The sequence below is a fragment of the Actinospineispora spinosispora DSM 44797 genome (genome assembly GCF_000429025.1).
Taxonomy (GTDB): domain Bacteria; phylum Actinomycetota; class Actinomycetes; order Mycobacteriales; family Pseudonocardiaceae; genus Pseudonocardia; species Pseudonocardia spinosispora.
In genome coordinates, this window is the sequence record NZ_AUBB01000010.1 from 366412 (window position 1) to 379707 (window position 13296).

The 13296-nt window shown below is 70.6% G+C and carries 10 protein-coding genes; 1 reads left to right on the plus strand and 9 read right to left on the minus strand.

The window, feature by feature from the left end; genetic code table 11:
- Positions 1-11: 11 nt before the first annotated feature.
- The 9 genes from G406_RS0105535 to G406_RS0105575 form a co-directional block, all read right to left on the minus strand.
- Positions 12-1424 carry a DUF2252 domain-containing protein gene (locus G406_RS0105535; protein ID WP_028933061.1) on the minus strand — a complete coding sequence of 471 codons (1413 nt, stop codon included), beginning with the start codon at positions 1422-1424 and terminating at the stop codon, positions 12-14.
- Positions 1425-1615: 191 nt separating this feature from the next.
- Positions 1616-2620 carry a methylmalonyl Co-A mutase-associated GTPase MeaB gene (meaB, locus tag G406_RS0105540; RefSeq protein WP_028933062.1) on the minus strand — a complete coding sequence of 335 codons (1005 nt, stop codon included), beginning with the start codon at positions 2618-2620 and terminating at the stop codon, positions 1616-1618.
- Positions 2617-4842, minus strand: coding sequence for a methylmalonyl-CoA mutase (gene scpA, locus G406_RS0105545; protein ID WP_028933063.1), 2226 nt, complete (start codon positions 4840-4842; stop codon positions 2617-2619). Before scpA ends, meaB begins: the two co-directional genes overlap by 4 nt.
- Positions 4839-6731: a methylmalonyl-CoA mutase family protein gene (locus G406_RS0105550; protein WP_211241037.1), complete on the minus strand. Its 1893-nt coding sequence runs from the start codon at positions 6729-6731 to the stop codon at positions 4839-4841. Before G406_RS0105550 ends, scpA begins: the two co-directional genes overlap by 4 nt.
- Before the next feature lie 62 nt (positions 6732-6793).
- Positions 6794-7141: a type II toxin-antitoxin system PemK/MazF family toxin gene (locus G406_RS0105555; RefSeq protein WP_028933065.1), complete on the minus strand. Its 348-nt coding sequence runs from the start codon at positions 7139-7141 to the stop codon at positions 6794-6796.
- Positions 7142-7363 carry a ribbon-helix-helix domain-containing protein gene (locus G406_RS0105560; protein ID WP_028933066.1) on the minus strand — a complete coding sequence of 74 codons (222 nt, stop codon included), beginning with the start codon at positions 7361-7363 and terminating at the stop codon, positions 7142-7144. It abuts the gene before it with no gap.
- A 56-nt stretch (positions 7364-7419) separates the two neighbouring features.
- Positions 7420-9159, minus strand: a complete 1740-nt coding sequence (gene treZ / locus G406_RS0105565; protein WP_028933067.1) for a malto-oligosyltrehalose trehalohydrolase — start codon at positions 9157-9159, stop codon at positions 7420-7422.
- Positions 9160-9261: 102 nt separating this feature from the next.
- A complete protein-coding gene (locus tag G406_RS0105570; protein ID WP_028933068.1) occupies positions 9262-10749 on the minus strand; it encodes an FGGY-family carbohydrate kinase in 1488 nt (495 codons plus the stop codon).
- Positions 10742-12157, minus strand: a complete 1416-nt coding sequence (locus tag G406_RS0105575; protein ID WP_028933069.1) for an L-fucose/L-arabinose isomerase family protein — start codon at positions 12155-12157, stop codon at positions 10742-10744. The genes G406_RS0105570 and G406_RS0105575 overlap by 8 nt, the downstream gene beginning before the upstream one ends.
- 140 nt (positions 12158-12297) lie before the next feature.
- Between G406_RS0105575 and G406_RS0105580 the strand changes: the two genes are divergently transcribed.
- Positions 12298-13296: a LacI family DNA-binding transcriptional regulator gene (locus G406_RS0105580; protein ID WP_028933070.1), complete on the plus strand. Its 999-nt coding sequence runs from the start codon at positions 12298-12300 to the stop codon at positions 13294-13296.

The window sequence follows — 13296 nt, forward strand, 5'->3', positions numbered from 1 at the left end:
CCGGGGGCCGCTCAGGCCGAGGGGAGCCGGCCGTTCTTGACCGCCTTCACCATGGCCTCGTGGTCGGCTTCGGTCTGGTCGGCGTAGGCCTGGGCGAACGTGCAGAGTGCCTCGTCCAGCGCATCCGACTTGCCCACGTATCCGGCGATCATGGAGGCGCCGCTGGTCCGGGAGTGCCCCTTGGCCAGCAGGTGCCCGACGACGCCCGCGTAGTCGTCCAGCGCGTCGGAGTCGATCGAGTCGAGCGCGACGGTGCCCTTCATGTTGCGGAACTGGCGCACGTAGTACTGGCGCCCACCGGCCTCGGTCCAGCCGAGCAGCGGATCGCTCACCGTCTGCAACGCCTGCTGGTACTCGACGACCCGCTGGCCCTGGTGCGCGTGCCAGGCCGAGTCGCCGTGCACATAGCGTGCCAGCACCGAGCGCCGCGCCTGCTTGAGCTGCAGGAACACCACGTCCTCCGGGCTGCTACCCTCCAGCAGCGCGACGTAGGCGCGCAGCCCCACACTGCCCACCCCGACGACCTTGTGCGCGATGTCGACCAGCGTGTAGCCGCCGAGCATCCGCCGCCAGTGCGGGGCCAACGTGTTCAGGTAGTCGTCCAGGGCGACGGCCAGCTGGTCGGCCTCCTCGTCGGAGACCCGGGTGATCAGCGGGGGCTCCTCCACGATCCTGCGGGAACCGCCGTGCTCCTCGGTGAACCGGGGCAGCGCACGGTCGCTGGTTCGTTTGCGGGCCCGGTCGGCCGCGCGTTTGATCTCCGCGCGAAGGTGCTTGTCCGACGCGTCCTCGGCGAGGGTGTCGACGTCGATGCGCTGGTAGGAGCGGGACAGCAGCGGCTGGTCGGCCAGGTAGCGGATCTCGGCCCGGTAGGCGGCGACGCACGCGGCGACAGCCTTCTCACAGTCCTTCTCGCTCGCGTTGTTCTGCCTCCCGGCGACCCAGATGCTCGCGACCAGCCGGCGCAGGTCCCATTCCCACCCGCCGGGGTGGGCCTCGTCGAAGTCGTTCAGGTCGATCACCAGGTCGCGCTCGGGTGAGGCGTAGAACCCGAAGTTGCCCAGGTGCGCGTCACCGCACACGACCGGGGTGATGCCGGTGCTGGGCAGGTGCGCGACGTCCTCGGCCATGACCACGGCCGACCCGCGCAGGAACCCGTAGGGCGAGGCGATCATCCGCGACACCCGTACCGGGATCAGCCACTCCTCGCGACCCTCGTGCGACTCGCTGATCAGCTCCACCGGGTCGGGACGACCGACGGCCGGCGGACGCCAGCGTGCGAGCTCCGACCGCGGGACCTGCTTACGCAGTGACCGACCCATCTCGTAGCGCTCCGCGCGCGACATCGGCCTGCGTCGCAGCGACGAGTAGGCCCCGCCGTCCGCCCCCGCGATCACCACGTGCTCGTGCGGCGTCCCGTTCATCAATCAACCACCAGTGCTCGAAGTCGGCCCGCTGCCCAGGCGATCTTACGGTGCGCGGTTGCTCGAGTGCGCTACGTCTTGTCCTGCCCTCGGCCGGCTTTGCACACCTACGTGCTGCGTCGCACACGTCCGGACGTGTGCGACGCAGCACCAAGGTGTGCACAGTTCCGGCAACCTCACCTGCCCCCGGGTTAGGAGCCGGCGGCCAGGTTTTCGGTGGGGCGGAACGCGCCGAGGATCCGGTCCGCGCCGAGCGCGGGGGTGAGGGTGCCGTCCAGTACCGCTGCCTCCAGCTCGGGCGCCAGCGAGCGGACCTCCGGGTGTTCCCGCAGTGCCGCCCTCAGCCGGTCGTTGACCATCGTCCACATCCAGCGCACCTGCTGGGAGCGGCGACGCTCGGTGAGCTCGCCGGTCGAGTCCAGCCGGTCCTGATGATCGGTCACCTTCCGCCAGACCTCGTCGATGCCGACCTCGGTCGAGGCACTGCAGGTCAGAACCGGGATCTCCCAGCCGTCCTCGGGTGGGCCGTGCAGCATGCGCAGCGCGTTGGCCAGCTCACGGGCCGCGCGGCGGGCGTCCTTCTCGCCGGGGCCGTCGGCCTTGTTGACCGCCACGACGTCGGCGAGCTCCAGGATGCCGCGCTTGATGCCCTGCAGCGAGTCGCCGGTGCGGGCCAGGGTGAGGAACAGGAACGTGTCCACCATGTCCGCGACGGTGTACTCCGACTGTCCGACGCCGACGGTCTCGACGATGATCACGTCGTAGCCCGCCGCCTCCATCACGACCATGCTCTCCCTGGTCGCGGTCGCCACACCGCCCAGCGTGCCGGCGCTGGGGGAGGGGCGGATGAACGCGGCCTCGTCCGCCGCGAGACGAGCCATGCGCGTCTTGTCACCGAGGATGCTGCCGCCGCTGCGCGACGAGGACGGGTCGACGGCCAGGACCGCCACCCGGTGGCCCGCCGCGGTCAGCCGCGAACCGAGGGTGTCGATGAACGTCGACTTGCCGACGCCCGGCACGCCGGTGATGCCGACCCGCCGTGCCTTCCCGGTGGCCGGCAGCAGCTCGACCAGCAGCTTCTGGGCCAGCTCACGATGGTCGGCACGCCGCGACTCCACCAGGGTGATGGCCCGCGACACCCAGCGCCGCGAGCCCTGCCGGACGCCGTCCAGGTACGGCTGGAGCTCGTCGCTCACGCTGTTGCGGTCGCCCGCTTGCGCAGCGTCGCCAGAAGCTCGGTCGCCGCCTCGGCGATGACCGTCCCCGGCGGGAAGATCGCCGCCGCGCCCGCCTCGCGCAGCGCGTCGAAGTCACCGGGTGGGATCACGCCGCCGACCACGATCAGCACGTCCTCCGCTTCCAGCTTGGCGAGCTCGTCGCGCAGCGCGGGCACCAGCGTGAGGTGACCCGCCGCCAGCGAGGACACCCCGACGACGTGCACGTCGGCCTCGACGGCCTGCCTGGCGACCTCGGCGGGAGTCTGGAACAGCGGGCCGACGTCGACGTCGAAGCCGAGGTCGGCGAACGCCGTGGCGATGACCTTCTGGCCGCGGTCGTGGCCGTCCTGGCCCATCTTCGCCACCAGGATCCGGGGACGGCGACCGGTCTCGGTCTCGAACTCCTCCGCCGCCTCGCGTGCCTTCTCGATGGAGCCCACCTTGCCGGCCTCCTCCCGGTAGACACCGGACAGCGTGCGCATCGACGCGGTGTGCCGCCCGTACACCTTCTCCAACGCATCGGAGATCTCCCCGACCGTGGCCTTCGCCCGCGCCGCGTTGACCGCGAGCGCCAGCAGGTTCTGTTCGAGGCCGGGCTCCCGGTCACCGCGCTGGGCCGCCTCGGCGGCCGAGGTCAGCGCGTACAGGGCGTCCTCGCAGGCTCCGGTGTCGCGTTCCTCGCGCAGCTGCTTCAGCCGGGCGATCTGCTGGGCGAGCACATCGGCGTTGTCGATCTTGAGGACATCGATGGACTCGTCGGCGTCCACCCGGTAGGTGTTGATACCGATGACCGGCTGGCGGCCGGAGTCGATCCGTGCCTGCGTGCGCGCGGCGGCCTCCTCGACACGCAGCTTCGGGATGCCCTCGTCGATGGCCTTGGCCATGCCGCCCGCCGCCTGGACCTCCTCGATGTGCTCCCAGGCGCGCCGGGCGAGGTCGTAGGTGAGCTTCTCGATGTAGTAGCTGCCGCCCCACGGGTCGATGACCCGCGTGGTGCCCGATTCCTGCTGAAGCAGGAGCTGGGTGTTGCGCGCGATACGCGCGGAGAAGTCGGTCGGCAGTGCGAGTGCCTCGTCGAGCGCGTTGGTGTGCAGCGACTGGGTGTGCCCCTGCGTCGCGGCCATCGCCTCGACGCACGTGCGCGCGACGTTGTTGTAGACGTCCTGCGCGGTCAGCGACCAGCCGGAGGTCTGGCAGTGCGTGCGCAGCGACAGCGACTTCGCGCTCTTCGGGTTGAACTCCTTCACCAGCTTCGCCCACAGCAGGCGCCCGGCCCGCATCTTGGCGACCTCCATGAAGAAGTTCATGCCGATGGCCCAGAAGAACGACAGCCGTGGCGCGAACGCGTCGACGTCCAGACCTGCCTCCACGCCCGCCTTCAGGTACTCCACGCCGTCCGCGAGGGTGTAGGCGAGCTCCAGGTCGGCGGTCGCCCCGGCTTCCTGGATGTGGTACCCGGAGATCGAGATCGAGTTGAACTTGGGCATCTTCTGGGAGGTGTAGGTGAAGATATCCGAGATGATCCGCATCGAGGGCTGCGGCGGGTAGATGTAGGTGTTGCGGACCATGAACTCTTTGAGGATGTCGTTCTGGATGGTCCCGGCCAGCTGCTCCGGTTTCACCCCCTGCTCCTCGGCCGCCACGATGTAGAGCGCCAGCACCGGGAGCACCGCGCCGTTCATGGTCATCGACACGCTCATCTTGTCCAGCGGGATGCCGTCGAACAGCTGGCGCATGTCATAGATCGAGTCGATCGCCACCCCGGCCATGCCGACGTCACCGGGAACCCGGGGGTGGTCGGAGTCGTAGCCGCGGTGGGTGGGCAGGTCGAACGCGACCGAGAGACCCTTCTGCCCGGCCGCCAGGTTGCGCCGGTAGAAGGCGTTGGACGCCGACGCGGTGGAGAAGCCCGCGTACTGGCGCACCGTCCACGGCTGCGTCACGTACATCGCCGGGTACGGACCCCGCAGGTACGGCGCGATGCCCGGGTAGGTGCCGAGGAAGTCGAGGCCCTCGGTGTCGGCGGCGGTGTACAGCGGCGGAACCGAGATGCCCTCCGGGGTGGCCCAGGCGAGCTTGTCGGGCTCGGAACCGGTCTCCTCGGTGATCAGCTCGGCCCAGCGCTTGCCGTTGCCGGAGTCGGCGGCCGGATCGGTGCTCGGCTCGGCGAACGCCATGTCGCCGAAGTTCGGGATCGTCATGCCCGTACTCCCAGTTCGTCCAGCGTGCTGGTCAGCACCTCAACCGCGTCGCAGCCCGCGAACACGTGACCGGTGATCACATCGGAGTCCACGGTGCCCGGCTTGCCAGCCAGGAGTACCCGGCTCGCGCCCGCGTCACGCAGCGCCTTCGCCACCGGTTCCGCGTTCTCCGCATACGCCTTGTCCGCTCCGCACACACAGGCGACGGTCGTGCCCGACGCGGTGAACGCCTCGGCGATCTCCTCAGGGGTGCTCGCGTCACCGCTCGTGGGAGTGGCGAGGCCGCCCGCCTGGAACAGGTTGGTGGCGAAGCCGGTCCGGGCGCTGTGCGAGGACGGCGAGCCGAGGGTGGCGAGGAAGACCGCCGGCCTGTCGCCGGTGTCGGCGAGCTGGGCGTCCGCACGGTCCCGCAGCGCCTCGTAGGCGCCCGCGCTCCGCACCCGGGGCAGCACACCGCCCGGAGCCGGCCGTTCGGAACGCTGCCTGGTCGGCAGCTTCTCGTCGAGGTTGGGGAACTCACTGACCCCGGTGAGGGGCTCCTTGCGGGTGGCCAGCCTGCGCTCGCGCCGGGTCCAGGCCTCGCCGAGGGTGGCGGCCAGCGACCCGTCGCCGAGCGCGGTGGCGAGGCCGCCGGCCCGCTCGATCCCGGTGAACACGGCCCACGCCTGGCGGGCGAGCGCCGCGGTCAGCTGCTCGACGTACCAGGAGCCGCCCGCCGGGTCGACGACCCTGGCCAGGTGCGACTCCGCGACCAGCAGCGACTGGGTGTTACGGGCGATGCGGCGGGAGAACTTGTCGGGCAGGCCCAGCGCGGCGTCGAAGGGAAGCACGGTGACCGAGTCGGCGCCGCCGACGCCGGCACCGAAGCAGGCCAGCGTGCCGCGCAGCATGTTCACCCACGGGTCCCTTGCGGTGATCATGCGCTCGGAGCTCACCACGTGCTGACGCTGAGCAGCCTCCGGACCGGTCGCACCGCACTCGGCGGCGACCCTGGACCACAGGCTCCGGGCGGCGCGCAGCTTGGCGATCGTGGCGAACTGGTCGGCGGTGGCCGCGTAGCGGAACTCCAGCTGGCTCAGTGCCTGCTCGACGGACAGCCCGCTGTCGGTGAGCGCACGCAGGTAGGCGACACCGGCGGCCAGTGAGCAGCCCAGCTCCTGCGCGTCCTCGGCTCCGGCGTTGTGATAGCCGGTGGCGTCCACGGTCACGGCGCGCACGTTGGGGCGCTCGGCGACGCAGCGGGCCGCCAGCTCGGCGGCCAGCGCGAGTCCCGCGTCGACATCGGTACCGGAGTCGATCGCCGCCAGCCGGCCGAGTGGGTCCACGCCGAGCGTGCCGGCGAGCGCATCGGCCGCGACGTCGCGTTCGGAGGCCAGCGCGAACAGCGCGGACGTTGCTTCCCCGGCGTGCTCGCCCGCGTCCAGCGCGATCGGGGCCAGGTCGAGCAGCACCTTGTCCAGCACGGTCGGCAGCGAGTCCACCGGCAGCGCGCCCTCGCCCAGCACGAGCCAGAGCGACGTCACGCCGTTCTCCAGATCGGCGAGCACCGCTTCGGCGGTCCCGGCCACATCCGGATCGGCGTGCTGCTGGCGGATGTCCCAGCCGTCCGGGCTGGCGCCCAGCGCCTTCGAGCCCCGGGTGAACGGGGCGAGGCCGGGTACACCGGCGCCGGACAGCGCGTCCTGCTCGGTGTAGAGCGGTGAGATGGTGACGCCGTCACCCAGCTTGCTGGCGAGCAGCTGCTCGATCTCTTCCGGCGCATCGTCCAGATTGCGTCCTGACTTGCGCAGGACCCCTTCGACGAGCTCTCGCCACTGCGTCTTGCTGGGCTCCGGGAACTCGCCCGCGAGCACCAGCTCGTCCGCCGGCTGCTCCGACAGCTTTGTCATATCAGTACTTTAGAGGTCTCGACAGTCACCTGTGACTGGCATGTGGCGAGATCAACCCGGAATCACAGCGCCAGGTGTACCCGCAGTGCCTGATCGAGAGCCTGGGTCCGCTCGGCGTCCAGCGCTCCGCAGCGGGTGCCGATGCGTTCGACCGCGACTGCCCTGACCTGCTCGGCCTGCGCCTTGCTGTCGCGGGGTAGCCCGGTGACGGCCGAGGGCAGGAGCACCTGGAACGGGTAGACACGGTCCACGTTCGACGTGACCGGCACGACGGTGACGACGCCCCGCCTCAGCCGCATCGCCGTGGCGTTCGCGGCATCGTTGCTGATGATCACGGCGGGCCGGACCTTGTTGGCCTCCGAGCCGCGTACCGGGTCGAGGTTGACCAGGCGGATCTCGCCCCGGCGCACCTACGCCTCCAGCCCGTCAGCGCTGAGCGAGTCCCAGGCCTCGGCATCTTCCGACGCGTCCCAGGTGCGAAAGGCGTCCTCGTAGGCAGAGGCGAGCTGGCCTGCGCGCAGCGCGGCCAGTGCGTTGTGCAGTGCGGCGGAGCGTGACGGGTGGTGGTGTTCCCGCGCGTATCGGTCGAGGAACTCGACGTCTTCCGCCGGCAGACTCACACTGAGTTTCACCGAACCATGCTACCACTGTTCCCACCATTGGTAGGAACAGTGGTAGCACCACGTGTTCAGACAGCTAGGCGTACCACCGCGAACGCCTCGGCGGGGACCGAGAGCGTGGCGTCCTTCGGTTCCGCGCCCGCGCTGGTCAGCAGCACCTCGTCGACCGGTCGGTCGAGTGCGACGCCGGCCTCGGTGTCGCCGAGGTTGACCACCACTCGCAGCGCGCCGCGGTGCAGCACGACGGTGCGAGCGTCCTCGTCGACCGTGACCTGGAGGCGATCCAGCCACGGATCGGTCAGCTCGGGGCGGGCCCTGCGCAGCGCGATGAGCGCCCGATAGGTGCGCAGCAGCGTGGCGTGCGGTTCCGAGGCAGGCTCCGACCAGTCGAGCTTCGAGTCGGTGAACGTCGAGTCCGCGTTCGGGTCGGGGACGAGGGACGCCGCGTCCCAGCCGTGCTCGGCGAACTCCTCGGTGCGCCCGATCCGGACCTTGTCCCGCAGCTCGGCGTCCGGGAAGTGGGAGAAGAACTGCCACGGCGTCGAGGCGCCCCACTCCTCGCCCATGAACAGCATCGGCGTGTACGGCGAGCACAGCACGAGAGCGGCACCGCAGGCCAGCAGCCCGGGGGAGAGCGTGGCCGAGATCCGGTCGCCGGTGGCCCGGTTACCGATCTGATCGTGATCCTGCAGGTAGGTGACGAACCGGTGAGCCGGGATGCGCGCGGTGTCGACGGGGCGCCCGTGCCTGCGGTGGCGGAACTCGGACGTGGTGTCGGCGTGGAAGAACGCGCCGCGCAGGGTGGCGGCGAGGCCCGGCAGCGTCCCGAAGTCCGCGTAGTAACCTTGCCGCTCGCCGGTCAGCGCAGCGTGCAGCTGGTGGTGCACGTCGTCGTCCCACTGAGCGGTCAGCCCGTAGCCGCCGCCCTCGCGCGCGGTCACCAGCCGGGGGTTGTTCAGGTCCGACTCCGCGATCAGCGTGAGCGGTCTGCGGACATGGGCCTCCAGCGCGGCGACCTCCGTGGCCAGCTCCTCCAGTACGTGGATCGCGCGCGTGTCGACCAGCGCGTGCACCGCGTCCAGGCGCAGTCCGTCGATGTGGAAGTCGCGCAGCCACATGAGGGCGTTGTCGACCACGTACCGGCGGACCTCGTCGGAGTCCGGGCCGTCCAGGTTGAGCGACGGGCCCCAGATGTTGCGGCCGGCGAAGTAGGGGCCGAAGCGGTCGAGATAGGCACCGGACGGGCCGAGGTGGTTGTAGACGACATCGAGGATCACCCCGAGGCCTCGGTTGTGGCAGGCGTCCACGAACCGCTGGAAGGCCTCCGGCCCGCCGTAGTTCTCCGTCGCGGCGTACCAGAGCACGCCGTCGTAGCCCCAGTTGCGCGGTCCGTCGACGGCGTTGACCGGCAGCACCTCGACGAGGTCGACGCCCAGCTCGACGAGGTGGTCGAGCCGGTCGATCGCCGAGTCGAACGTGCCGGCCTCGGTGTAGGTGCCGATGTGCAGCTCGTAGATCACGCTGCCCGGCAGCGCGCGCCCGGTCCAGCTGTGGTCGCTCCAGGCGAAGGCCTCCGGCCGGTACACCCGCGACGGTCCGTGCACGCCGGAGGGCTGGTGCCGGGACCGGGGATCGGGAAGCGGGGTCGGGTCGTCGTCGAGCAGGTAGGCGTAGTCACTCCCCGGCCCGGCGGCCGGGACGTCGAGCCGCCACCAGCCGCCCTCGTCCTTGATCAGCTCGTGAACCGAGCCCTCGACGTCGATCCTTACCCGGCTCCGCTGCGGCGCCCACACCGCGAACTCAGTCACGTGACGCCATGATGCCGCCCTTGGGGTCGGTCCGCAGGCTCGGGTGCCACGAACTGCCCGTGAGTGTTCTGGGTTGCCCTAGCAGCCCAGAACACTCACGGGTCATGAGCTGCGCTGGCGGTCGGCCAGGAAGTGGGTCACCTCTCGGGTTGCCGGGTACAGGTCTCGATAGCGGGCGTAGAACTCGTCGTACTCGCTGGTCAGTGCTGCCCGTGGACGCACGGTGTCGTTGACCGGGTTCCACGCCTCGACGTCCGGCTCCGAGCCCAGCGCCACCGCGGCCAGGAGCGCGTCGCCCAGGGACGCACCGATCGTCTCCGTGGGAATCTGCTGTTCGGCGCCGGTGATGTCGGTGATGATCTGGGTCCAGAGCCCGCCCTGGGTACCGCCGCCCACCGCGACCAGCCGCCCGGCCGCGCCACCGGCCTCGGCCATCGCCTCGAGGTTGTGCCGCACGCCGTACCCGATGCCCTCCAGCACCGCGCGGTAGATCTCGCCGGCGCCGTGCTCGACGGTCAGACCGGCGAGAACACCCCGGGCGTCCGGGTCGAAGATGGGGGTACGTTCGCCCGCGAAGTACGGCAGCAGCAACAGACCCCTGCTGCCGGCCGGGACCGTCGCCGCCTCGTCGAGCAGCTCGGCGAAGTCCCTGCCGAGCAGCGTGCGCAGCCAGTTGGTGATCGCGCCCGAGGTGGCCATCCCGGCGGCGAGGGTGAACGAGCCGGGCAGGACTCCACGCGTGGCCCACAGCCCCCGATGGGGCCGAGGGGTGTCGCTGACCTGCACCAGGAACATGGTGGTGCCGTACATGACCATGGTGTCGCCGGACTCGGTGACACCGACGCTCGCGGCCTCGGCCCACGCGTCGACCGTGCCCGCCGTCACCGGCAAGCCCTGGGGGAGGCCCGTGGCGGCGGCCGCCTTCGCGGTGATCGACCCGACGATCTCGCTGGACCACGCCAGCCGGGGCAGCTCGATGCCGGGTGCGATGCGCGCGGCCCAGTCGTGCGCCCAGTCCGCCTCGCCCAGGTCGTACATCGGGTCGCACTGGCTCGCCGAGTGGTGGTCGAGCACGTACTCGCCGGTCAGCCGGTGCACCAGGAACGAGCTGGCCATCAGGAACAGCCGGGTCCGCTCGTAGACCTCCGGCTCGTGGCGGGCCAGCCACCGCCACTTCGGGCCGACCGCCTGTGAGGACAGCGGCGTACCGCCGCGCGCCAGGATCTCCTCCGCGCCGAACTCTTCGGTCAGCTCGGCGATCTCCCGGGTCGCCCTGCTGTCGACCCCGTACAGGATCGCCGGTCGTAGCGGGTTGCCGTCCGCGTCGGCGGGCAGGAGAACCGGGCCGATCCCGCTGACCGCCAGTCCGGCCAGCTTCCGGCCGTCGGCGGCCGCGAGAAGCTCGCGGCTGATCGTCAGGAAGTCCGCCCACCAGATGGTCTCGGCGTCGTGCTCGACCCAGCCCGGGTGCGGGAACGACGTGTCGTGCGGAACCGCGTGTCGTGCGATGACCGTGCCCCGGGGATCGACCAGCACGCCCTTCGAACTGGACGTGCCGATGTCGATCCCGAGTAACAAGCCATCAGGCACGCGACCACTCCTCGAGTCCGATTCCGAGCATGTCTGCCGCCGCACGGATCTCCGCGCGACGATCACCCGGTACAGCATGGATGTGGTTGGCACCGAAACGCGAGAGGAAGACGTCGGCCGGTGCGTCGAGCCGGGCGAACGCGTGTGGCCACTCCGGGGTCGACATGGACACCAGCTGATTGGTCGTCGCCTCGTCGTAGGTCTCGAACTCACCCAGCATGAGCTGCATCCGGTACTCGCCGTCGTTGCGGGTGAGCCTGCCCAGCGTCATCTGCCCGGGGGCCGCGATGTGCTGGACGGAAGCCCCGCCGGCGGGGAAGAAGAACACCTCCGGGTAGAAGTGGACCTTCGACAGGTTCTCGGCCGGGTCGTCGCTGCGCGCCGCGTACCAGGTGGCGTGCTGACCGGAGTTGCACAGGTCCCAGATGTCGCGGTCCGGGTGGTAGTGGCGGACGTCGGCGAACAGCACCGGATCGCCGGAGATCTTGTGGAACAGCTGCATCGTGAGCGCGCCGTCCATGTCCGCCTCGGTCGCGGTGACGTGCACGGCCTTCGGGCCGTTCCAGTCGTAGGGGTCGTTGAGGAACGCCTCGGTGACGTCCATGGTGGCGAAGTGCTCGGTCAGCTCCGGCTGGCCCTTGATCCCGGAGAAGTCCAGGTTGCGTTCGGCGATGATGTCGCGGATCGCCAGGTACGAGCGGATTTGGCGTTCCAGCAGCTCGGGGGTGAGCTTCGCGCCGTCGTAGTGGACGCCCGCCGCGTGCTCCTCGATCCAGCGGCGGGCCCGTGCCGCCTCGGTGGCGTCCGCGCCCTCGGCACGCAGTACCAGCTCGTACTGGTCGATCTCCTCGACGTCGACCCCGAACTGCTTCATCCACTGGTCGGTGTTGGCGACGGCGGTGTTCATGCCCATCGGGCGGCCGCCGAAGCGGCCGAAGGTCGATCCGCGCAGCGACTCGACCGCCGCGCCCGCGCGGGCCAGCGCCCCGACGCCCGCGACCAGCTCGGCGTCGTCCGGCGCGCCCCACAGCCGGGTGTGGCGTCTGCCGATCTGGTCGAGCGCGCCGCCCGCCGCCAGCATCCCGACCAGGCCGGGCTCGGTGGGATCGGTGCTGGCGACCAGCACGAGCGGCCCGGGGGTCGCGTCGGCCGCGAGCATCGTGAAGTGCGGGAAGCTCCACACCGCGTAGTAGAGGATCGTGACGTCGACGCCCTGCGCGGCGACCCCTCTGGCGACCGAGGTGGCCAGAGTGTTGGTCGCCACCAGATCGGCGCCGACGATCACCTCGTTGCCTCCGGCACGCAGCGCCTCGACCAGAGCGGCCTGTTTGGCGCCGATGAACTCCGCGTTGCGGGCGTGCACATGATCGCGTCCGTCCGAAATGCTGATCACGCCGATTCGGGCCACGTTGCCCCTCCAAGAAATCGATCGCACACGATGGGTCGGTTCGGTGTCGCGGCACTGGGTAATCGATTACTTCGGACGCTATTGTGCTGTCCTGCGCGGTGTCAATAGCGTCGCGCGCCCCCTCGATCGCGGAGTGTCCGATGGCGACGATCAGTGATGTGGCGGCCTCGGCGGGTGTCTCGGCGGCGACGGTCTCGCGCGCGCTGAACGGGAAGTCCACCGTGGCGCCGGAGCTGGTCGCCCGGGTCCGCAAGGCGGCCGACGAGCTCGGCTACCACCCGAACAGCCTGGCCAGGAGCCTGCGCAGGCAGGAGACCGCCGTTCTCGCGCTGATCATCGCCGATGTGGAGAACCCGTTCTTCACCGCGATCGCGCGCGGTGTCGAGGACGTCGCCCAGACCGCGGGCTACTCCGTGGTGCTGTGCAACTCCGACGAGAACAGCGACAAGGAACGACGCTATCTGGACGTGGCGATCCAGGAACAGGTCGCCGGCGTGCTCCTGTCACCCAGCGGCGCGACCACCGACCTCGAGCTGCTGCGCAGGCGCGGGACCCCGGTGGTCGCGGTCGACCGCCCCCTCGACGACGTCGACCAGGTGCTGGTGGACACCCGGCAGGCGGCCGAGGAGGCGACCTGTCATCTGATCGCCGGGGGTTATCGGCGGATCGGCTGCATCACCGGACCGGCCGGGATCTGGACGGCGGACGCCCGGCTGTCCGGGTACCTGCGGGCGGTGCGGGCCTCCGAGATCGTCGACGACAACGACCTGGTCCGGCGAACCGAGTACCGGGCCGAGGGCGGCAGGGCCGCCGCGATGGAGCTGATGCGGTTACCCGAGCCTCCGGATGCGCTGCTGGTGGCGAACAGCGCACAGGCGATCGGCGTGCTGGAGGCGCTCGCCGGCCACGGGGCGCGGCCGGGTGCTGACGTGGGTGTGGTCGCCTTCGACGACGTCCCGTGGGCGACGTTGATCGACCCCCCGCTGACCGTGGTGGCCCAGCCCGCCTACGAGCTGGGCGCGGTGGCGGCACGCATGCTGCTCGATCGCATCGCCTCGGGCGGGCGGACACCGCACCCGCCCGAGGTTCGTACCTTGGAAGCCCGGCTGATCGAACGAGGTAGCTCGCGCCGCCCCTGA

Coding starts and splice junctions, on each gene's coding strand:
- scpA (WP_028933063.1), bottom strand. CDS start 4,842: ATGACGATCCCGAACTTCGGCGACATGGCGTTCGCCGAGCCGAGCACC.
- G406_RS0105550 (WP_211241037.1), bottom strand. CDS start 6,731: ATGACAAAGCTGTCGGAGCAGCCGGCGGACGAGCTGGTGCTCGCGGGC.
- G406_RS0105580 (WP_028933070.1), top strand. CDS start 12,298: ATGGCGACGATCAGTGATGTGGCGGCCTCGGCGGGTGTCTCGGCGGCG.
- G406_RS0105535 (WP_028933061.1), bottom strand. CDS start 1,424: ATGAACGGGACGCCGCACGAGCACGTGGTGATCGCGGGGGCGGACGGC.